19 protein-coding genes are annotated in these 21,332 nt (G+C 39.3%); 2 read left to right on the top strand and 17 right to left on the bottom strand.

Annotated elements, in window-relative coordinates:
* Nucleotides 1-108: 108 nt before the first annotated feature.
* Nucleotides 109-297, top strand: coding sequence for a CCE_0567 family metalloprotein (locus V7Q04_RS01510; protein ID WP_333803155.1), 189 nt, complete (start codon nt 109-111; stop codon nt 295-297).
* Here V7Q04_RS01510 and V7Q04_RS01505 read toward each other — a convergent pair.
* From V7Q04_RS01505 to V7Q04_RS01475, 7 genes are all read right to left on the bottom strand, one after another.
* Nucleotides 294-1,061, bottom strand: coding sequence for an alpha/beta hydrolase (locus V7Q04_RS01505; protein WP_333803154.1), 768 nt, complete (start codon nt 1,059-1,061; stop codon nt 294-296). The genes V7Q04_RS01510 and V7Q04_RS01505 overlap by 4 nt on opposite strands.
* A gap of 9 nt (nt 1,062-1,070) precedes the next feature.
* The gene (gene xseA / locus V7Q04_RS01500) at nt 1,071-2,327 is read right to left on the bottom strand and encodes an exodeoxyribonuclease VII large subunit (RefSeq protein ID WP_333803153.1); all 1,257 of its coding nucleotides are present in this window, start codon (nt 2,325-2,327) and stop codon (nt 1,071-1,073) included.
* A complete protein-coding gene (gene ubiE / locus V7Q04_RS01495; protein WP_333803152.1) occupies nt 2,327-3,046 on the bottom strand; it encodes a bifunctional demethylmenaquinone methyltransferase/2-methoxy-6-polyprenyl-1,4-benzoquinol methylase UbiE in 720 nt (239 codons plus the stop codon). Before ubiE ends, xseA begins: the two co-directional genes overlap by 1 nt.
* Before the next feature lie 166 nt (nt 3,047-3,212).
* The gene (traT, locus tag V7Q04_RS01490) at nt 3,213-3,983 is read right to left on the bottom strand and encodes a complement resistance protein TraT (protein WP_333803151.1); all 771 of its coding nucleotides are present in this window, start codon (nt 3,981-3,983) and stop codon (nt 3,213-3,215) included.
* 90 nt (nt 3,984-4,073) lie between these two features.
* Nucleotides 4,074-4,853 (bottom strand): hypothetical protein, encoded by a 780-nt coding sequence (locus tag V7Q04_RS01485; RefSeq protein WP_333803150.1) that lies wholly within the window; start codon nt 4,851-4,853, stop codon nt 4,074-4,076.
* 10 nt (nt 4,854-4,863) lie between these two features.
* The gene (locus V7Q04_RS01480) at nt 4,864-5,781 is read right to left on the bottom strand and encodes a manganese-dependent inorganic pyrophosphatase (RefSeq protein ID WP_333803149.1); all 918 of its coding nucleotides are present in this window, start codon (nt 5,779-5,781) and stop codon (nt 4,864-4,866) included.
* Nucleotides 5,782-5,846: 65 nt separating this feature from the next.
* Nucleotides 5,847-6,401: a hypothetical protein gene (locus tag V7Q04_RS01475; protein ID WP_333803148.1), complete on the bottom strand. Its 555-nt coding sequence runs from the start codon at nt 6,399-6,401 to the stop codon at nt 5,847-5,849.
* Nucleotides 6,402-6,686: 285 nt separating this feature from the next.
* Between V7Q04_RS01475 and V7Q04_RS01470 the strand changes: the two genes are divergently transcribed.
* Nucleotides 6,687-7,952 (top strand): coproporphyrinogen III oxidase family protein, encoded by a 1,266-nt coding sequence (locus V7Q04_RS01470; RefSeq protein WP_333803147.1) that lies wholly within the window; start codon nt 6,687-6,689, stop codon nt 7,950-7,952.
* Here V7Q04_RS01470 and V7Q04_RS01465 read toward each other — a convergent pair.
* The 10 genes from V7Q04_RS01465 to phsA (V7Q04_RS01420) all read right to left on the bottom strand — a co-directional run bounded on the left by V7Q04_RS01465 (nt 7,942) and on the right by phsA (V7Q04_RS01420) (nt 21,299).
* On the bottom strand, nt 7,942-8,790 hold the full coding sequence (locus V7Q04_RS01465) for a cache domain-containing protein (protein WP_333803146.1): 849 nt from the start codon (nt 8,788-8,790) through the stop codon (nt 7,942-7,944). The two genes, V7Q04_RS01470 and V7Q04_RS01465, sit on opposite strands and share 11 nt — an antisense overlap.
* Nucleotides 8,787-9,968 carry a sensor histidine kinase gene (locus V7Q04_RS01460; RefSeq protein ID WP_333803145.1) on the bottom strand — a complete coding sequence of 394 codons (1,182 nt, stop codon included), beginning with the start codon at nt 9,966-9,968 and terminating at the stop codon, nt 8,787-8,789. Before V7Q04_RS01460 ends, V7Q04_RS01465 begins: the two co-directional genes overlap by 4 nt.
* The gene (locus tag V7Q04_RS01455; protein WP_333803144.1) at nt 9,955-10,620 is read right to left on the bottom strand and encodes a response regulator transcription factor; all 666 of its coding nucleotides are present in this window, start codon (nt 10,618-10,620) and stop codon (nt 9,955-9,957) included. The genes V7Q04_RS01460 and V7Q04_RS01455 overlap by 14 nt, the downstream gene beginning before the upstream one ends.
* A gap of 10 nt (nt 10,621-10,630) precedes the next feature.
* The gene (gene nrfD / locus V7Q04_RS01450; protein ID WP_333803143.1) at nt 10,631-11,599 is read right to left on the bottom strand and encodes an NrfD/PsrC family molybdoenzyme membrane anchor subunit; all 969 of its coding nucleotides are present in this window, start codon (nt 11,597-11,599) and stop codon (nt 10,631-10,633) included.
* Nucleotides 11,596-12,162 (bottom strand): 4Fe-4S dicluster domain-containing protein, encoded by a 567-nt coding sequence (locus tag V7Q04_RS01445; protein WP_333803142.1) that lies wholly within the window; start codon nt 12,160-12,162, stop codon nt 11,596-11,598. Before V7Q04_RS01445 ends, nrfD (V7Q04_RS01450) begins: the two co-directional genes overlap by 4 nt.
* Before the next feature lie 9 nt (nt 12,163-12,171).
* Complete coding sequence (gene phsA / locus V7Q04_RS01440) at nt 12,172-14,457, bottom strand: thiosulfate reductase PhsA (protein WP_333803141.1); 2,286 nt, start codon at nt 14,455-14,457, stop codon at nt 12,172-12,174.
* 45 nt (nt 14,458-14,502) lie between these two features.
* Nucleotides 14,503-17,304 (bottom strand): EAL domain-containing protein, encoded by a 2,802-nt coding sequence (locus tag V7Q04_RS01435; RefSeq protein ID WP_333803140.1) that lies wholly within the window; start codon nt 17,302-17,304, stop codon nt 14,503-14,505.
* A 165-nt stretch (nt 17,305-17,469) separates the two neighbouring features.
* Nucleotides 17,470-18,423 carry an NrfD/PsrC family molybdoenzyme membrane anchor subunit gene (gene nrfD / locus V7Q04_RS01430; protein WP_333803139.1) on the bottom strand — a complete coding sequence of 318 codons (954 nt, stop codon included), beginning with the start codon at nt 18,421-18,423 and terminating at the stop codon, nt 17,470-17,472.
* Nucleotides 18,420-18,992 carry a 4Fe-4S dicluster domain-containing protein gene (locus V7Q04_RS01425; RefSeq protein WP_333803138.1) on the bottom strand — a complete coding sequence of 191 codons (573 nt, stop codon included), beginning with the start codon at nt 18,990-18,992 and terminating at the stop codon, nt 18,420-18,422. Before V7Q04_RS01425 ends, nrfD (V7Q04_RS01430) begins: the two co-directional genes overlap by 4 nt.
* A gap of 15 nt (nt 18,993-19,007) precedes the next feature.
* A complete protein-coding gene (gene phsA, locus V7Q04_RS01420) occupies nt 19,008-21,299 on the bottom strand; it encodes a thiosulfate reductase PhsA (RefSeq protein WP_333803137.1) in 2,292 nt (763 codons plus the stop codon).
* Nucleotides 21,300-21,332: the final 33 nt, after the last annotated feature.

Below are 21,332 nucleotides of genomic sequence, written 5' to 3'. Positions count from 1 at the left end.
ACAAAAGCTTTAAAAACTGTGATATATAATAAATAAAAGATCAAAATATTTTTGCACAAGGAATACTCTTTGCAATGGTAACGAAAATGTCACATTCGGAGAAGCATCATGGATGAAAAAGAACTCAAAAAAGAGTTAGCAAGACTCAAACGTTTAGCCGTTGAAATTGCGGGCGAAATTCACGATATTGTGGAAGATACATTGTGGGTCAAATACAACGATCTTCCCATACTCTCAGCAAAAATCGTTGAGGCAGTGAAAGAGGCTGAAGCGTTTAAAAAAACACACAACCTTTAATGTGTTACAACCCACTCTGATATTTTGGAGACCACCTCTTCTTCAACGCCATTATAACCGTGATAACCAAAGGCATTGCAAGGATCACCTTTGGTTTGCCCACCTTCTATTGCAACCATCTCTTTGGAAGCAGTGGTAGTTAATTTATGCATCACTGAAGGAATAAGATCAAACGAACAGTGCGAACAGCCATCATTTTTATGATGCACCACCAAAACAGGCATACGGAGCTTTTCTAATTTCATCTCGCTCACAGCATTGCTTTTTGCATCGTAAAGAATGGAAGAGGTCAGCACAATTCCATGAATGTCAGTTGGATTTTCGATTGCCACATAGGCAACCGATTGTGTGCCACGACTTGTTCCAACCAACCAAAGAGGCGCAGTCGTTTGTGTTTTTAACCATGAAATAACAGCCGCTATGTCTTGTGCATGCTCTTGTGTCTGACGAAAGCCATTCAGGTAAGGTTCATGTTGACGATCCGATGGAGCATCTACAATCACCACCATCAACCCTTGTTTTACAAAAAGCTCACGCGTACGCATTAAAAAGTTGCCCTCACCCCAGCCAAATTTCCCCTCGCTTGAGAGTTGAATGCCACCGTGCCCACCAGCAAATAAAACAACAACCGCTTTGGGATTTTCAGGGGAGAGAATTAAGAGACGTTCACTGACACCACTGCGTGTTGGAATATCTATAACACGAGGGCTAACATCCGCAAATAAAGCAAATGCTAATAAAATCAAAACCGTGAAAAAACGCATATTTTACTCCTATATGAGAGTTCTTTTTTCAAGTGCCTTCGCTTTTAAGATGACATGAGGTGTTTGTAACTCAAAGACTTCGCCCTCATCTATCTTTTCCAATGCCATTTTTTTGCCCGCTTTCACAACCTGTGCATAACACTCTTTTTGTTCACGTGTTGGCTCTTTTGAATTTAGGGCAATGGTATAAGAAGAGAGCATTTGCTCTTTTTTAGCAAGATTTTGTCTGGTCTGAAAATGAATTTGGTCTTGAAGTAGGTTGATGTGACGTGATTTTTCACGGTATAAAAGCGTAATTTTATCGTTGTATTGACTTTGAAGTATACCAATCTCATTTTTCCACAAAGCAAGTTTTTCATCAATAGAACGTTTCGCAAAAAGGCGTTTTAGATGGTCTAAACTCTCCTCTTTTGAATGTAAAATACGCCCAAAAACAAGTGTATAACGCTCCATCAAACCATCCAGATGTTGCAACATTTCTGCACTATCGGGAAGTATCATTTCCATCGCCGCAGAAGGTGTTGGTGCTCGCAAATCAGCTACAAAATCGCTAATGACATAGTCGATCTCATGTCCGACAGCTGAGACCACAGGTGTTTTACATCTAAAGAGTGCATCTGCAACAATTTCTTCATTAAACGCCCACAAATCTTCTACACTTCCGCCACCGCGTCCCACAATAATGACATCAGCACCCAATGTATCTGCTCGTGCAATATTGGAAGCAATGGAATGTTTGGCGTTTTCACCTTGAACCAAAGTATCGAGCAGTGTGAGTTTCACCAATGGCCAGCGTTTCATCGCGACACGGAGCATATCTTGAAGGGCAGCACCCGTTCCTGAAGTGACAAGAGCTACATGGCGAACAAAACGAGGTAATGGCTTTTTACGTTCCGCCTCAAAATAGCCTTTAGCCCCGAGCTTGGCTTTGAGCTGTTCATAGGCTTTTGCAAGGGCGCCACTGCCTGATGGTTCCATCATTGTGCAGTTAATCTGATACGTTCCACGTGGAGAAAAAACAGAGATAGAACCGTGAACGACTACTGCCATGCCCTCTTCAACTTGAAATTTTAAAGCTTTTGTATTGCCTTTGAACATCACACACGAGATAGAAGAGTCGGTATCTTTGAGGGTAAAATAGAGGTGACCGGAGCTGTGGTAGGTAGGGCGAGAAACTTCGCCCTCAACGCTTACATGTAAAAAGGTGCTCTCAAGCAGAGACTTGACTTGATTGTTAAGACTTGAAACACTAAGGGTTTGGCTCATTAACGTTTTTTAGCAATGACCAAGGTAGAAATATCCATCGAAAAACTTTTGACAAATTCGGTTTCAAACCCAGCCATATCAAGCTCTTTTTGAAGCATAGAAGGGGTTAAAAAACCTTCTATGGAGTTTGGAAGGTATTCATACGCTGCTTTATTTTTAGAGATAATTCCACCTAAAATGGGTAAAACTTTGTTGAGATAAAAATCTTTTAATGCAAAGAAAAAACCTTTTTTCTCATCTTTGGTAAATTCTAAAATGACAACATAGCCACCCGTTTTCAGAACGCGTGCAAATTCGACAAATGCTTCTTGACGACGTACTACATTGCGAATACCATAGCTAATGCTTAAGATGTCAACACGCTCATTTGGAAGTGGGATCTCCGTAGCTTCCGAGATAATAAAATCAAACTCAGGGAACTTTTGTTTGCCCACATCCGTCATACCAACAGAAGGATCAACACCTAAAATTTTACCGATGCTTCGTCCTGCTTTTGCAGCTTGTTTTGCCCAATATCCCATCATATCACCTGTACCACATGCCACATCGACAATCAACTCAATAGGTTTAGTGTAACGTGCGAAAGTCTCATCACATGCTGTTTTACGCCACTGAATGTCAATTCCCATACTTAAAACACGGTTTGCTGTGTCATATGTTCCTGCAATCTCATTGAACATTTGAACAATTTTTTGCTGCTTGTTGTCGTTATTCTCCAAAACAATTCCTACATTTAAAATATTTTGCCAAGAAATTGGCGAACTTAAATATCGATAGTATCGTAGCGTCAAAAGATTCTATTTCTGCCTCGCAAGAGGCAAGCTTTAGTACCCAGTGCAACGTAGCCCCAAGAGCTTTGCTTTTGGGGCGTGTAAAATGTTAACGTTAAAATAGACCAGCTACTTGTTGTGCAATTTTATCTTCTAAAATTGGTGTTGCTTCAGAAAGAGTAAGGTTCATTTTAGTTGCTTCTGCAAACATCATTGTTTTATGCTCTATAAAATCACTCTCATACGATTGTGAGCTTGAAGAGTAGGTATTGCTGTACATTTTCCCACTGGCATCTGCATCACGAATTGGGCCACCAAAGCTGTTCATAGTACCTGATTTTTGACCGTCTCTAATGCCTGCTTGTCCGCCAACAGTACCTGTGTTAGCCATAACTTTACCTTTGGCTTTTTCACGAATAACAATGTCAACTTGCATTTGGAAAATGGTATCTTCGGTTGCTTTACCAATCAAACCGCCTACAACAGCGCCACCGAGTCCTGCAAGTGCCATACTTTTGCCGTTACTACCAGAGTTGGCAATAGCACCTGCCGCACCACCCATCAAAGCACCTGTTGCAACATTGTTTTCACTTTTCTTATTGCAGAATAAGATATTTGTCATTAACACATAAGTTGCCATCTCAGGATCATCCACGATGGTATAACCTTTAGCATAAAGAGCCTGTACCATTCTGTTTTCTAAATTGATTTGCGCACCACTGGTGTTTTTTGTTGAAACAAAAATGGTTCTTTTTTCTTTTGCCACAGGATTAATAAAAACGCTCTGTGTCATACGGGCATTGGTTTGAAGCTCACTTGTAGCACAGCCTGTCATTAAAACAAGTGCGGCGCTTACTGCAAGACCTACATGTAATGTTTTTTTCATTGTTTATCCTTATCTCAAAATAGGTGCGATATTGTACCGCATTATCCCACATTATTGTTAAAATAGTACCGTCACCATCCTAATGAAATGTTAATAAAGCGCCTTCTTAAGCCGTTTAGCAATACGAAATTCTTCTTTTTTAAGATACTTTTTGACAAAAAACAACAGGGGCATCTCACTCTTTTTTAAAAGATAAAAACCACTCTGTTCGCGCAGAAAAAAACGCATATCTAAAAGTAAGGTTGCATAGGCTTGTTGTTGAACAAATTTGAGTAAAACTTCTCTGTCTTCACTCAAAAGTGGTTCAAATGCTTTTAACATTCTTTCTCGCATCATCTCATCATAAACAGGGCTCGCAATACTCAAAATATAGCGTATATTTTCGGCTATCTTGAAGAGATTTTTAGGCGCTTTCGCATGGTCGTCCAAAAGTAAGCTCACTTCATATTCTAAAAACTGTATCTCACGGTACAAAAGCACTTTAAGTACTTTTTGTGTACTCATGCCAGATGACAACGAAAAATCAAACGTACGTACACCAATTTTATCGCATTTTTTATACACATCGTACAGTGAAAAATCATAATTTTGGGGTAACCCAAATAACGAAAGATAGCGATTTTTGTAGCGTTTATCGCCACTTACATCTTCACATAAAAAAGAGTCCAAGTCATTTTCAAACGCGCTAAATTCCTTAATGGTTTGAAAACGTACTCCCAATACTGCTAGACGATCAGAAGCATTTGGATGATTTTCGACAAAGAGTTGTTGGAGATTTTTTTTATACGAAGGGAAAGTGGTGAGTATAGACTTCACCACTTCCTTAGGATTTTGAATCAGATAACGTCGTTTGATGGTACACTTTTTCACATCTACGCTTTTAGAACTGCTTTTCCATGACAGGGATTACCTGTTTTTTACGACTCAGCACACCATCAATCCACATTTCATGGTTAACAAGCTTTGTATTGAACGCTTTTTCAACACTGCTTTCATCATCACTGACCACTAAGAATTGTGAACCTTCAATCATAATGTCGGTTAGAAGAAGCATCACTGTATGACGACCACCCTCTTCTTTATAAGCTTTCATATCGGCAAATAAAGCCTCTTTCATACCATCGAAAACTTTGAGATCAACGACTTCAAGTTGACCAATACCTATTTTTTTGCCACCCATTTCAAAGTCTTTGTAATCACGAAGTAAAAGCGCTCTAGGCGATGCGCCTTTCACGGCTGACTTGACTAAAAACATCTCCATACCAAGGGCTTTAAAATCTTCAACACCCGCAATAATGGCTAATTCTTTAACCGCTTTGGTGTCAGCTTTCGTACACGTTGGTGATTTGAAAAGTACGGTATCACTTAAAATTGCCATCATCATCGCACCCGCAATGTTTTTAGGGATCTCAATTTTATAATGATCAAACATCTCTTTCACAATCGTATTGGTACAACCTACAGGTCTGATCCAACATTCTAAAGGTGTTGTTGTTGTGATATCGCCTAGTTTGTGGTGATCAACAATACCTAATATGTTCGTATCTTTAAGATTATGTGGAGCTTGCGCAAGGTCAGAATAATCTGTAATGTAAAGATTATCCCCCGAAAAATCATTTTTAAGCAGTGGTTTTTCCAAACCAAATGTCTTTAAGATGAACTCTGTCTCGGGACTAAGTTCACCTTGACGAGCAGGAGTACAAGGCTCTCCTAATTGTGTTTTTAGATATGAAAGAGAGATTGCTGAACAAATAGAATCAGAATCGGGATTAATATGTCCGCATGCATACGTTTGCATTAAATTTCCTTTAGTGTTTTTTATGTAATTATAACCGATTTGCATAGAATTTTAAAATAGCGTATTTAACGTCTATAATGACCATCGTCTCTGCGATCGTCATCTCTATCATCACGACGATCATGATCTCTTCGATCATGGCGTTCAGGTTCGCTTACCTCATAATAACGTTTTTCAACATACACTTTGCGAACAGGCATTTCACGACGATCTTCATAATGCCCATTGTATCTTGGCGCATAGTGTAAATCATGCCTTTCACGAAGTTCTATATACTCATTTGAATCAAGCCTAACACCTAAATTATAGGCTATATCACCCCAACCACGATTTCTTCTTTCACGGTAAACTCTTAAAATATACTCAGGCGTTCGTCCTGAGAGCTCGGCAAGACGAAAAATCATGTAGGCATCTGCTGGTGCATACACGCTTGATAAAATAACCATAACATCAGGTTCTCTATACCCAAAACGATCTGCTAACCCATATCTGTAGCTATAAGGATCTTCATGTGATCGGACGTTTAGGCTTACGATCCAATCAAAGTCAGCGGCAAGCAGTGCTGATGAACTTAGTATCACACTACCTAGCAAGGTTAAAATAAGTTTTTGTAATTTCATTGAAATGCTCCACTTTAGAATAAAAACATATTATAGTTAAAAAAGTGAACTTATCGTGAAAATTGCCCCCTTATTTTCTCCTTCTTTAGAGGTACTATACCTGCTTGATTTTTTAACATTTTGAGTTATAGAGCTATTTGTTTACATAAAAATTACACTCCTAGCTTATAATGGACTTGAAAATTTATTAAGGAGCGGTTTATAACAAAACGCATTCTTAATATCACAAAGAATCACTATAATTTTTTATTAATTTAAAAATATAAATAAGTATTAAGGATTAGAATGCAGTCCCGTCAATCGAAAATCATTACTAATGCAACCAGTTATTTTATGAGCCAATACACAAAACACTATTTACATGTGGAAAAACCCTCATTAGGATTACCGCCACCTCCGGAAGCAAAAAAGTATCTCCTGTATATTCATATTCCTTTTTGTACGATGTTTTGTCCCTACTGTTCTTTTAACAAATTTACTTACACCAAAGAAGCGGCTGTAAAATACTACCGCCACTTACGTGATGAGATTTTACATGTCAAAGAGTTGGGGTATGATTTTAACTATTTGGTGATTGGAGGCGGTACACCTTTGATTGATGAAGAAGAGCTCATTGAAACCATTGAGTTTGTCAAAAAACTCTTTTCTATCGAGCATGTCTCATGTGAAACCGATCCAAACCATATTCAAAAAGAGACCGTAACACGCCTACATGGTTTAGTCGATCGTCTCTCTGTGGGTGTTCAAACCTTTGATGATGATCTTTTGAAAAAACTGGGGCGTTATGAAAAATTTGGCACAGGTGAAGAGGTATACGAAAAAATTAATTCGATGTTAGGGATATTACCTATCACCAGCGTGGATCTCATCTTCAATTTTCCAACCCAAAACCAAGAAGGCTTACGTCGCGATCTTGATATACTTAAAAAACTCTCTCCTGAACAAACAAGTGTTTATCCGCTTATGACCTCTTCTTTGGTTAAAAATAGTGTTAAAAAAACACTAGGAGAATTTAGCCTTGAAAATGAATACAACTTTTTTGGAATTATTAAAGAATCCCTCAAAGAGAGTTATCCTTCACGTCATGGCTGGTCTTTTTCCAAAGAGAGCGATTTGATTATCGATGAATATATCATCGACAATGAAGAGTATGTCGGTGTAGGTTCAGGCTCTTTTAGTTTTCTAAAAGATACGCTTTATCTCAATGAATTTGCTCTGGATCAGTATGCAACACGTATACAAGAAAAACGCTGTGCGGTCACAAAAGAACGCACATTTCCCACCAATTCTCGCATGTATTATCGTTTAATGGTTGATCTTTTTAACGGGCATCTTTCTAAGAAAAAATTTCACACTATGTTTGAAAAAAATATCAATGATGTGCTTGGGAAAGAGCTTATGCTTCTAAAATTTGCCAAAGCTATCAAAGAGCATAAAGAGAGTATCACCACCACTGAGTTTGGTGACTACCTCTTTTTAGTGATGATGAAAGAGTTTTACATGGGGATGGATTGCATCCGCAATGAGGCGCGTAAAAACCTTACCCTTTAAAAGAGGCTAAGGAAAGGCTTTCACTCCATGTGAGCACAAAAAAGCCAACATGCTCTCCATTAATATCGACAATAGGGGTGTAAAGCACGTAATAATCACCCCGTTTAAGATAGCCTGTACCTTGCAGGTTGATCTCTTTAATAAAATTAAGCCCATTAATTTCTTGGTTTACAATCGTGTAATTATCAAGCATCAGTTTTTTACTGTAACTCGATGCATTGGCAATAGGTAAATACTCATTTTTCATGAGAACATACAGTTCAACACCATCTTTTTTAAAGTAGTCATTAAGATCTTTAAAATCTACCACCGTTTCTATGGTTCCAACATAGTCTTCTTTTTGGAAAACAGGCGCAATGGCACGCATGAACATTCCATACCGTCCAATCTCCACACCGTGAATAGGGTGCTTTGTCTGTTTTATTTTTTCAAGTGCATGTCGGAAGGTACTGAGATCATCATTATTTTGATTGCTGTAATCCCATAGGCGCATAAAACTTTTAAAATCTTTGGTATGCAAGTGCAACCTTGTATTATCAAAAATATTGGCTTGTGCCATACTATTTTTTATTTCAAGTAAATACTGCAAACAGTGGTCTCTCTCTTGTTGGCTCAAACAGGCAACCACATGTGGACTTTTGGCTAAAATCACAGAGCTGGCAAGTGAGATTTTAGTTGTCTCTTCAATTTTATTATGCAGGGTTAGCAAAAGTGCATCCATCTGTTTTTTAAGTGTCTCTTCCTCTTCATAAGCAATGGATTTATCATATAAAAAGAGCATGATAAGCCCAAAGAAAAGCATCATCGCCGCACTTAGAAAAAACCTTTTTTCTTTCATCGTTCACCCCTTGTTTCGTCATCATCCACACTGTCTAAGAGTTTCTTTTTATCAAGTTTAAAAACATACGTAAAACATGAACCTCTGTTTTCATACGATTCAATGTCTATATCGATGTCATTTTTATTGCAAATATTTTGAACGATATTGAGCCCTAAACCAAAACCACCCTGCACCGAATCTTCACGCTCAAAGCGTTGAAATACTTTGTAAAGATCTTTGATGCCCTGCCCATAATCTTGAAAACTCATGACACAATGCTCTTCATCTTTTGCATAGAGTTTGATCTCCACTTTACCTTGGAAAAACGAGTATTTGATAGCATTGGAAAGTGTGTTATCAATAATGCGTTGTAGTTCCACTTTACTGATGTAAATCAACATATCAGGTTCTACGTGATGTTCCAATACCATGGACTTCGAAACAGCAATATCTTCAAAAAAAGCAATACGCGAATCCAGATACTCTGAAAGATTAATGGGTTCTTTGTTATACGTCACTTTTTTGTGTTTGATGTAGTATTCTACGTCTTCATACGTCATTTGCATCTGTTTGGTAGCCGCGTTAATACGCTGAAGATGCTTCGAAGAATTTACATAACTTGAAAGCAATTCAACATTAATGTTGATGACACCCAAAGGCGTTTTAAGTTCATGCATAGAGTCATTAAAAAAGTCATTCATGTAGCGTTGCATTTTCTTATAAGGGTAAATACTTGAATTGATAAAGACATTGCTCATTAAGTAAATCAAAAAAAGTACAATAAAAAAAAGCATTGTGGTAATAAAAATGATTTTTGCATAGTTAAGTTGTAATTCAACCACAAGGTAAAAAAGCTCTGTATCTTTTTTAATCTCTTTTTGGTAGTACAAAAATGGATAAATCACACGCACTTTAAAATTAAAATCACTCAGAGATTCTTGAATGCCTTGATAATAGAGTGTATGGGTCGCATCGTAAATATTGATGTGAAAACGTACACTCTTTGGTATTTCAAAGTGCTCTTTTTCAAAAATACTCTTTTCATGGGCATCGACCCACTCTAAAATTTCTTGAGTCGCTTTGTACTTCTCTTCCATGATTGTGCTTTGAATCGCAAAATAACTGGGCACACAAAAAAGTGCCATCACGATGAGGGTATAAACTAAGACCGAGCGAAAAGGATTAAGCGATAACATCAATGCGGTATCCTAAACCACGGGAAGATTTGATAAGCTCTTCATCAACTTTAAGCCGAATCTTCCTGATATACATACGAATATCAGCGTAACTAATCTCTTTGCCTTCCCATACATTTTCACGGATCAACTCTATGTCACAAAAAGTATTTTTACGACGAATCAAAAAACGTACCAAGTCAAGCTCTTTGGAGGTCAGAGAAACGCTCTTATCCTCTTTTTTGAGCTCTCCTGTTTCAAAATTAAAAACAAACCCGCAACTGAGGTGAAACTCACCTGCTGTATTGGTTTGATAATGTTTTTTAATCAGCTCTTTCACGCGAAGCTCCAACTCTTTTAGCTCAAAAGGTTTTTTGAGGTAATCGTTACAGCCAAGCTCATAGCCAATTTCGATGTTATCAATATCCACGAGTGACGTCATAATGATAATCGGCGTTGTAATATTTGCCTCTTTAATATGTGTAATAAGCTGATGACCACTTATTTTAGGCACTTTAACATCTAACAAAAAGAGGTAGTAGCACTTTTGCATTATGGCATCTAGCGCACTCTCCCCATCAAAAAAGGCATCGACTTCATACCCCAAAAGCTCTAAGTACTCCTTAATGCTCTCATTGTAATTGTAGTCATCTTCCAACAGTAAGATTTTCATACCTTTTTCCTTAACCAAGATAAATTTGTCCCGCATAAATGATGTAGTAACGCAGCATCAATACGCCTAAAATAACGACCATCGAGTTAATCACGATGTAACCGACACGGTACACATGACTGCGAAGTGCCACAATAACCGTTAACAGCGGAAGTCCAAGCCCAACGCCAATAACGCCAAGCCAAAAAATTCCTGCCCAAAACCCCTGTGTGAGAGCTGCTTTTGCGGCACTTGGTGCATCGCCTCCTGCGTAAAACATCCCTATAAAAAAAAGCCCTAAAAGAGGCAACTCTGTTAAAATAACTCTGGTATCCAAAACCAAAAGATACTTAATGCTCTCCGTATTAATCGTGCTTTTGAAAAAAAGTAGTCCAATAAGAATGTTAACCGCAACGCCAGAAGAGAGGCTTGAGGTTAAAAATAATATAGGCAAAAGAGGACTGTTCCACAAAGGAATCGCATACAAAGCCGAAAGTAAAAACCCCGTGTAAGAACCTACACACAGCGCTGCACCAAAAAGAAAATACTCAATAATTTTAGCATACGAGTGAAAACTTTTCACAAGGGTAATCAGCCCTTCTAAAGGGGCTAAAAAAGGGTGTTTGATGACACTACGCTCAAAAACCAATAGCATAAACACCATGACAATAGGTGTATAAATCAGCAAAAAAAGCACACCCAAACTCATGACAGAGGTGATGTTATAGCGAATCAATAACCAGTAAAAAGAGAGCGGTCGTCCCAAATCGATTACCAAAAGAAGTAACCCTAAAAAAATTGCCATAGGAGCTACCACAGCACCCGCTTTGATAATGGCATCCCAAATAGAGGAGTTACTGCGCTCATGTCGGTTCCATTTTACGAGCAATGCCACAAGGATAGAACCTGAGCTAAGCCCCGCTAAGAAAAGATAAATCGCAATCGCCCATGACCAATGAATCGTACTGTATTGTTCCACACTTCCCCACATTGGACTCATGACTTGACTCCTTTACGGTTAGGAATAAACGCTACTTTAGGCTTGGTTCCAAGGTGTGCTTTTGGAAATATCAACACCTCTTTTTGCGATTTTTGATGTACCAAAGAATTTTTTTGACGCATATCACCAAACGTAAGAGCATCGGTCGGACATGTACTCACACAGGAGGGTAAAAGCTCTTTTGAGACACGTGTCTCATAACAAAAAGTACATTTTTCTACCACGTTTTTTAAAGGATTGATGAAACGGGCATGGTAAGGACAGGCGAGTATGCAGTATTTACAACTAATACACGCCCTTTCATCAATATGCACCAACCCATCTTTACTCTGAAATGAAGCATTGGTTGGGCAAACACTTACACAAGGAGGATTCTCACACATCACACAGGAGAGGCGCTCGTAGTTCATCCCAAGATTGGGGAAAGTCCCAAGAGTTTGCATATGCACTTGAACCCTGTACAAATCATCAGGCACACTGTTCTCCACCCGACACGCTACGCTACACGCTTGACACCCAATGCAAAGGTTTTCATCATACAAAAGTCGGTACTGCTTTTCCATTATGCTGCCCTATACCTTTGTAATTTTGACACCAACATTGGTGATCATTGCCCCACAGAGTGTTGCACTCTTGAGTGATAAAAGCTTTGAAGGGTTTGTCCCTTTACCATGTGCGCGTTTTAAAGCGGGTGCATCCCTCCCAAATCCCATATACGCAAAAAGTGTATCGGGGCGAATGCCCTCTGTGATGAATACACATCCCTTCTCTTTCGAGATACTATTTTGAAGAAAGAATGTGTCTCCTTGTTTTAAACCATGTGCTTTAGCCGTATCGGGGTGCATCCAAATAGGATTTGAGGAGAGCAACATATGCAAATAAGGAATATTCTGCGTGTGTCCATTGGTATGCACAGCACTTTTTCCACTGGTCAGCACATAATCATACCCTTGTGTCACATCCATATCTACAGCCTTTGGTAGACCATAGCCTTTAAAATATTTTTCAACCTCAGCACAATAAATCTCAATTTTTTGGGAAGGTGTTTTAAGCTGCCTCAAAAGATGACTAAAGAGTCCTTGGTTATCTCTGCTCTGCATGCTATGAGGAAAACGCTCACAAAAACGCTCCACGGAAGAAGGTGTGAGTGCCAAAAGAGGTGGCACATCAAATGAAGCAATACCACGCATGAGAAGCGTTTGTAAAAGCTCTGCATTGCCTTTAGCTTGGTAAGCCCTCAACTCCGGAATATTTTTCCACGCATAATGCTTTCCAAAGCCCATACGTTCCGCAAGATCACGAATGATTTCAATGGCACTCTTGTTGTGATGCAAAGGCTCGACAATACGGTTACGCATCGCGTACATAGGTGTTTTAAAACCACTTTTACTAATGCCCTCATCACGCTCCAAATAGGTCGATTCGGGCAAAACAACATCTGCCATCATCGCAGTCTCGCTGAGATAAATGTCATTCACCACAATAAATTCCAACTGATCCATCGCCTCTTTCATCTTTTGCGGATGAGCCACCGTTACCAAAGGGTTGTGCCTTGTTAAAAACCACCCTTTAATTTCATAAGGCGTTTGCGAAAGAATCGCATCAGGTATAGCTTGAAGAACACCATGTGAGCGGGAAACGAAACGATACGGTCCCTCTTCACCCGCGCCATCAAGGCGAGGCTCATTGATACGTGGTCTTGGGTAAGGATCATTCAGTTCAGGAACGACTTTTTCCCCCGCAAGGGCATTGATGCGCTCAGCTGTCTTAGCAAAATAAATACCACCCTCTTTTTCCACATTTCCCATTAAAATATTTGCCACCAAAATGGCACGTGTACGTTGGTACTCTGCTTGAGTGGTCGTGGCTTTATGCCCCCAATCTATAATGCATTTCGGAGCAGCTGCATAAACCTCCGCTGCAATACGTTCAACCACTTTAGCATCAATGCCTGTAATCGTTTGCTGCCATTGTGGTGTTGCCTCTTTTACTGACGCTACTAGTTTGTCAAAACCGATGGTATAGTCTTCGACAAATTTCTTATCAAATTTACCATCCCTAATCCATACATGCAAAAGAGAAAGCACAAACGCTAAGTCACTGCCAGCTTTAATGGGATGCCACTCATTCGCTTTAGAAGCCATAACGGAAAAACGAGGATCAAACACAACCAATTTTTTGGAAGGATTAGCGCTAAAATGTGCCATTGCTTTGGTGAGAGGAATATCTAAACCCTCAAAAAGGTTATGCCCAAAGTTCAGGATGTAGGTACTGTTTTCAAAATCACGGTACAACTTCTCGCCAAACGTATGGCTAAAGGCACTTTCTATGGCAATAGGACACGTACTCCAGTGCGAAAAAACATTGGGTGAGCCAAATGCCGAGGCAAAAGAGCGTAACAAGTCGTACTGTTCACCTGTTTTAGCGGAAAAAAGGACACTGCGAGCACCATAGCGCTCTTTAAGTGCAGAAAGTTTTGTGGAAATCAAACTTAACGCCTCATCCCAACTGGCTTCCCGCCACATGTTTTCACCACGTTTACCCGCACGAATAAGTGGTGTAACAAGCCTTTGAGTATCGTACAGCTGAGAAGCACCTGCAACGCCTTTGGCACATAAGCTCGTTCCCATCTCTTTACTAAATGCATTGCCTTGAATAAGAACCGTTTTGCCATTAACAACACGTGCTTCCATCGGGCAACGACTGCTACACATCTCACAAATGGAGCGGATAAATTTATCTTCACCCTTAAGAGCCATATCGCCTAATGCGCCCAAACTTCCAGGTATCAAAGCCGTGGCGGATACACCGGTTGTTACTACCTTTAAGAAGTCTCGTCGCGCTTGGAAATATGCCATACTTTAGCCTTGTCTAGTTTAATACTATTGTATGATAATTTGGCTTTAAAGTGAAATGATGGGGCTTGGTTTACTAAAGAGGTAACCTTGTGAAAAATCTACCTTTAAACTTTGTAATTTTTCTTGAACGCTCATGCGATCCACATATTCCGCAACAATAGAATAGCCCATTTTATGGGCAAAAGAGATGATAGTTTCAACCGTCATTGCACTGGTTTCATTGGTGTCAATGTCTTTAATGAGTGAGCCATCGATTTTAATAATATCAACCTCTAATTTGTCCAAGTAGGCAAAGTTAGAGTACCCTGTTCCAAAGTCATCAATTGCTATACGACATCCCAAAGATTTAACCTCGTGGATAAATGCTGTAATCTCACTAAAATTTTCAATACCCTCAGACTCAACAATCTCTAAAACGACCCGATGAGCGCACTGATATTTTTTAATGTTTTCATACAAATACTCTTTAACAGATGAGGAGAGAATATCGCCTTTGGTAAGATTAATCGAAAAATCAACATCAAAGTTTTGAAGGTAAGCAAAAGACTTTTGAATGATTATCTTGGTAAGCTTTTCATAAAGTCGTGTCTTCTTCGCTTGATCTAAAAAGTAGTAAGGACTCAGGTAAGTACCATCTTCTTCTTGCAGGCGCATAAGCACTTCGTATTTGGTAATTTTATGCAATTTATTGTCATAAATACCTTGAAAAAATGGCACGATGCGATCATTTTCAATCGCAGCCCTGATCTTTTGAATCACTTGAATATTTTGTTTAGTTTTGACTTTGAGTGTTTCATTGCTGTCATAAAACATAACCGCTTGATTGTGTAGTTTTGCTTCTTTGAGTGCGATATGCGACTGCATATAAATCTCATCGGATGAGCCTCTTGCAACCCCTACATTGAGTCTTACCACAACTTCATAGCCTTTAATCGTAAAGACCTTTTTTTCAAGACTGTGTATCATTCGCTTGATTTTCTCATGCAATGTATGGAGTATTTTTTGATCATCTTCCACCAACAAAACGGCGAATTCATCGCCATTGATACGAAAAACAACCTCGGCATGGTTATCAAAGGTTCTTACTAAAAAATTAGCGATTTGTTTTAAAAGATCATCACCGACATCGTATCCCAAATAATCATTGATCTCCGAAAATCCTACGAGATTGAGCAATATTAAAAGTTTTTGCTCAGTATCGAGACGAAGCCTATGAAAGAGTGCTTCGCGATTCCCAAAACCTGTGAGTTCATCTTTAAAATGCTGCTCTATGAGCTGCTCTTTTAAAATAAGATCCGTAATATCAATGCTACTGGTAATATACTCAACGATAGTACCTTTCTCATCTAAAAAAGGCATGACAGTACATTTAATATAATACGTTTTCCCTTTGGAATTAATGCAGTGAAGGACACCACTCCAAATCTCTTTTCGTTGCAAGCTATTCCAAAGGTCACGGTAAAGAAATATATCCGCATTTGGATGTCTAAATCTGCTGTGTTGTGTTCCTATAATCTCTTGTTTACTTAATTCTGTCACCCTGCAAAAAGCATCATTAACATAGACTATATTTCCCTTGGTATCCATTTTAGACACAATAGCGCTTTGATCCAAGATCATCTTATACTGATTTAAAAAGTTTAGATTGACATCAAGTTCATGTTGCGTCGTGTTAACAAGGTGGGTTAAAGACTTAAGCGTTGAGCAGTTCACTTCGGGTTTTTCGCCCAACGGATGCGAGATGATATAGTCTGATTCACTCAGCGCTAACACGGTGGTCGTGACATTGAGAAGTTGATTTTTGTGCTTTGAGTGAAAAAACTCTCCGTAGGTAAAAAAACCTGCACTGGGTGCGATTTGCTGCAAAAGTCCCAATTCATAATTGAGTTGTTTTTGTAAAAAACGTTTACGTACTGCACACGAATAAACGAAGATTGCTTCAACAGGTTTTTCATTAATCTGCTCCTGTATGGCAACAGCTTTATCCATAATTTCTTCAACATTTCCAATCGAAAAACGTACTTTCTCTCCCTCACTCAAATGCCCTGAAAAAATAAGAGAGCCATCAGCATTGACACCAATAAGCGAACGACACACTTCAATGTCATCACGTGTTGAAACAAAAGGAAACTCCATAGCACTATTGGGAAGATTTTGAAGAACATCGTTCCCTAAATAGTGCTGATAAACCTCTTGAATTGGTTGGTGGTCGATCTCATAGATCGTTCCTTTTTCCACCTTGGTCACGCTAAGTTCTTTACCCATTTGGGTCCAACCCAGTGAGTAGTTATTATTGACATGTAATGTTTTACCACTCAGGGTTACTATCACAATGCCTTGATCTACAATCTGATTTTCCCAGATAATAAAAGCACTCTCAAACAAAAATTCATCGGCTGCATTACCGCCTGCTATTGGCATATCTGCTCTTAGGCTATTAAATCCTTCTATAAAATCTTCACTATCATCCTTGGCAAAAGGGTGTGCTAATGCAATGCATACTTTGGTCTCTTTTTCTAAAAGACTTAAAGCTGCTTTTTGTCCACTTTCAAAGTTTACATCTGCAAAATAATAAGCTTTGGCAACGCTCTTTTCAAGATGGCAAAAGCTAATTTGTATCGTACCACTTTGAATGCGACCCGATTTAATTTCACCGGCTGTACTTGCACCTATAATAACTGTTTTGGAAAAATTTTGTTTGAAAAAGTGAAGAATTTCTGTAATTTTTGTTTTATCGACATTGCCACAAAAGAGCTGAATAAAAAGATGATCATGAGGTCTAAAATAAGTTCGTGTAAAGTGTTCTAATGCTTCCGGCGTTTCGTAGCTATAGTTAATCAGCTTCACTGTCTTGCCTTACTTATACAAAATATTATCTACCAATTTACCTAATATTTGCCTAATAGTACTTGTTTTAAAGAAAGATTGTTCTATGACACGATTTCATATTTACATATTGTAACTAAAAATGAAGGAACCCCCTCAATAGAGGGAGTTTTTACAATGAAAGGCTTATCCTACGAAGGTTTGACCTGCATAGAGAATATAATAACGAAGTGCTAAAACGCCCACTAAAACAATTAATGCATTAAAGATCACAAAACCATGTGAGTGTTTGACACCGTGAGGCAGTGCAAAATTAAGACCAATAGGTAAAATCAACCCAAGACCAATAACACCAATCCAAAGAAGGCTTGCAAGTCCACCTGTACTCAAAGCTGCACCAGCAACATGTGCCGTAGCACCTCCTTGATACATCATACCCACAAAGAGAATGAAGAGGAAGAAGAGTTCTGCAAAGATAACTTTGACATCCAGTCCGTGCAAGTAGCCCACATTGCTCTCGCCTGTTGAGCTTTTAAAGAATAAAAGTCCTACAACAAGGTTGGCTGAAATACCTGCAGATACACCTGAAGCCAAGAAAAGTGCTGGCAAAATTGGTGTATTTAACAGTGGATAACTGTTCATCGCTGAAAGTAAGAAACCGGTATATGCACCTACACCGACCGCTAAAACAAGTGTTATACTCTCTATCATTTTAGATTGAGCCAATGCAAAATCTGCAACAGGCGCTAAAAATTTAAACGGTCCATTATCAATAAGCTCTTTTTTAAAGACACCCAGTAAAAAGAGGATCACCACAGGGAAGTAAGCAAACAGGGCTAAAACACCCAGTGTCATTACCGAGCCAAAATTATAATGAATGAGTAATTTCCAAAACATCAATGGACGGGTAAGATCGAAAATCAAAAGACATAAACCCGCACCAATCGTAACAGGTGCCAAAATAGCGCCCGCTTTGATGATTCCATCGCTTGAAGAGACATCATTGCCTTTCATCCATTTAACCACAATCGCCGAAATAATCGCTCCCGCAGAAAGTCCTGCTAGGAAAAGATAGACCGCAATCGGCCAATGCCATACAACAGTTGAGTATTGCTCCATTGAGCCCCAAATCTGATTCATGAGTTGATCCCTCCTTTATGGTTCGGTACGATAAACATTTTTGGGCTTGTTCCCAATTTTTCTTTTTGACGGTAAGTAACTTTTTCAGAAAGCATTTTGTTGATCTTACTTTTTGGATCATTGAGATCACCAAATGTAAGTGCATCTGTTGGGCATACGGTTACACACGCTGGTTCTTCGCCACGACTTAAACGTGATTCATGACAAAAGGTACATTTATCAGGCGCTTTGGTTACAGGGTGAACATAACGTGCTTGGTAAGGACAGGCCGCAACACAGTACAAACAGCCTACACACAAATCAACGTCCACTAAAACAATGCCCTCTTCATTGACATGTGAAGCTTTTGTTGGGCAGACACTCACACATGGAGTATTTTCACATTGAACACACGATTGGCGGTGATATTCATAACCCAAACTTCCATTTGGGTACTCTTCTTGTTTCACCCATACTTGCAAACGATATACTGATTCTGGTATTTTATTTTCAGATCTACACGCAACGTTGCACGCTTGACAGCCAATGCACAGGTTATTGTCGTGGATCATTCCATATTTTTTTGCCATTGTTTTTTCCTCCCCTTACGCTTTTTTGACTTTGACGCCAACGACATGCAGGTTCATACCTGAGTTTGGCGATACCAAAGGCGAATAGAGCGAATTGCTGTTAACACCTTTGCCGTAAGCTCGTTTAAGCTCTTTGCTGATGTGACCAAATCCAAAGTACGCAAATACGGTGTCTTCTCGCACACCCTTGGTGACGAGCGCTTTACCTTTTTGTGTTGCATATTTATTGGAAAGTTCAATTTTATCGCCATTTTTAATGCCAAGACGTTCTGCCGTTTTTGGATGAATCCATACTGCCGCATCATCTAAAAGATTGTTAAGCCATGCATTGTTACCGTTATGACCGTTTGTACGAACTGCTGATTTTCCGTTGATAAAATAAAGCTCATCCGCTTCTTTGTATTTAAAAGGCTCATAACTTAAAGCACCTTTTTTGGAAACTGCTTCGAGCTCTGGGCTGAAAAGTTTGATTTTATGTGGAAAATCAATGGTACCTTCTTGATTCACTTTGCTTGCAGCACTTGGGAATTTTTTCACAAATTCTGCTACACTTTTTTTATCTTGTAAAAGAAGTGGTACACCAAAACTTGACATGCCCGTTGCTTTGAGTTTGGCTAAAAGATCGATATTATCACCCACTTGTTGCAGACGATAATCTTCAATGTCTTTGTAAGGGAAATATGCTCCTAAGCCCATTTTTTCGGCTAACTCTTTTGCCACTCTCCACCCTGGACGACACTCGCCAATAGGCTCAACCACTTTTTGACGACCTACTGAATAGCCTGGGTTTTTACCGCCACTTGCTGTAAACTCTTCATCTCGCTCTAAGTACGTTGTATCAGGAAGAACGATGTCAGCAAACCATGCGGTATCGGAGACTTGTATATCATAAACAACGACCAAATCCATGGCTTTAAGTGCTTTGATGACATTTTCAGTATTGGACTGTGTCATAACGGGATTATTACGTGCTATAAACCAACCATGAATTTTATAACCTACCCCTGGTAATTCATTGAGTGCGGCATGGGGAACAAGGGTAACGATACCGTTGCCTTTTTTTGCCAAGAAAAATTCACTGTCTTTTTCGCCAATGCGGTCTATTCGAGGAACCTCAACTTTTGGATATGCAGGAATTTTTGGCTTTTTAAGTGTTGGTGCTTTTGCATCACCTTCACCTAAGAATTTATTGTAAAAGCCCGCACCTTTGTTAAGATAGTAACCGCCTTCTTGCTCAACCGCACCAACTAAAACGTTACACATCATAATCGCACGGCGAAGCTCTAACTCTTGAGGCGTTAAGGTAACCCTGTGACAGAAATCGAAAATCGCTTTAGGCGCAGCCTTGGCAAATTCACGTGCCATTCGTTTAATAATGTCAGCTGAAATATCACACTCTACTGCCATTTTTTCAGGGGTAAACTCAGCAACAGAAGCTTTAAGTTCTTCAAAGCCTTCGCAATATTTTTCAACAAATTTTTTATTGTAAAGGTTTTCGTTAATGAGTGTGTGAATAAATGCTAAAACAAACGGAAGGTCATGCCCTGGTTTGATAGGATGCCATTCATTCGCTTTGGCTGCCATTGTTGAAAAACGAGGATCTAAACAGATAACTTTCCCACCATGTTCCATCGCATCCATGTACTGACGTGCGTAAGAGATAACAATTCCCTCAAATACGTTATGGCTTAGGTTAATAATATATTTTGATTTTGCAAAATCACGACTGATTCCGTTTTCAAAAATATCATCCATCGCCAAGTCATACGCCAATGGACAGGTTGCTTCGTGTCCAAAAAGGTTGTGTGAACCGTACGCTTGCGCTAAATTATGGAACCATGTTTTATTCCAGCCACTACGTGCGGTAAATGCAACGGTGTGTGCACCATATTTTTGTTTGATATCATCGAGTTTTTTGGCAATGAAAGTGTATGCTTCGTCCCAACTGACCTCTTTCCACTTTCCTTCGCCTCTCTCACCTACACGCATGATTGGTTTCACCAAGCGTTGTGGATCGTAGAGTTGATTAAACCCAGCACTTCCCCTAGCACAGACTTTACCACCTCGTCCTTTATCCGCTGGATTACCACGAATAAACATTCCTTTTCCATCTTCCACACGTGCTTCAATGGTACACGAACTTGTGCACATCTCACAAATACTCGGTGTAAATTTGGCATTGCCTTTAAGTTGCTTTTGACTCTCTTCCAGTGCGCCCAGCGTTCCGGGAATACTTGAGAGTCCTGCAACTGCTGCAGCGGTAGAAGAGAGCTTTAGAAAACTTCTTCGGCTAAGCATTTGAGTCATCTTTCATCCTTTTTCTAAGATTTCTATGGAGGT

The sequence above is a fragment of the Sulfurospirillum sp. genome, assembly GCF_036802865.1.
In the GTDB taxonomy this organism is placed as follows: Bacteria; Campylobacterota; Campylobacteria; order Campylobacterales; family Sulfurospirillaceae; genus Sulfurospirillum.
This window is presented reverse-complemented; position numbering and strand designations above follow the sequence as displayed.

Coding starts and splice junctions, on each gene's coding strand:
- V7Q04_RS01455 (WP_333803144.1), bottom strand. CDS start 10,620: ATGAAAATCTTACTGTTGGAAGATGACTACAATTACAATGAGAGCATT.
- V7Q04_RS01475 (WP_333803148.1), bottom strand. CDS start 6,401: ATGAAATTACAAAAACTTATTTTAACCTTGCTAGGTAGTGTGATACTA.
- V7Q04_RS01465 (WP_333803146.1), bottom strand. CDS start 8,790: ATGAAAGAAAAAAGGTTTTTTCTAAGTGCGGCGATGATGCTTTTCTTT.
- phsA (WP_333803137.1), bottom strand. CDS start 21,299: ATGACTCAAATGCTTAGCCGAAGAAGTTTTCTAAAGCTCTCTTCTACC.
- nrfD (WP_333803143.1), bottom strand. CDS start 11,599: ATGAGTCCAATGTGGGGAAGTGTGGAACAATACAGTACGATTCATTGG.
- phsA (WP_333803141.1), bottom strand. CDS start 14,457: ATGGCATATTTCCAAGCGCGACGAGACTTCTTAAAGGTAGTAACAACC.
- V7Q04_RS01445 (WP_333803142.1), bottom strand. CDS start 12,162: ATGGAAAAGCAGTACCGACTTTTGTATGATGAAAACCTTTGCATTGGG.
- V7Q04_RS01505 (WP_333803154.1), bottom strand. CDS start 1,061: ATGCGTTTTTTCACGGTTTTGATTTTATTAGCATTTGCTTTATTTGCG.
- V7Q04_RS01480 (WP_333803149.1), bottom strand. CDS start 5,781: ATGCAAACGTATGCATGCGGACATATTAATCCCGATTCTGATTCTATT.
- V7Q04_RS01510 (WP_333803155.1), top strand. CDS start 109: ATGGATGAAAAAGAACTCAAAAAAGAGTTAGCAAGACTCAAACGTTTA.
- V7Q04_RS01470 (WP_333803147.1), top strand. CDS start 6,687: ATGCAGTCCCGTCAATCGAAAATCATTACTAATGCAACCAGTTATTTT.
- traT (WP_333803151.1), bottom strand. CDS start 3,983: ATGAAAAAAACATTACATGTAGGTCTTGCAGTAAGCGCCGCACTTGTT.
- V7Q04_RS01425 (WP_333803138.1), bottom strand. CDS start 18,992: ATGGCAAAAAAATATGGAATGATCCACGACAATAACCTGTGCATTGGC.
- V7Q04_RS01460 (WP_333803145.1), bottom strand. CDS start 9,968: ATGTTATCGCTTAATCCTTTTCGCTCGGTCTTAGTTTATACCCTCATC.
- nrfD (WP_333803139.1), bottom strand. CDS start 18,423: ATGAATCAGATTTGGGGCTCAATGGAGCAATACTCAACTGTTGTATGG.
- xseA (WP_333803153.1), bottom strand. CDS start 2,327: ATGAGCCAAACCCTTAGTGTTTCAAGTCTTAACAATCAAGTCAAGTCT.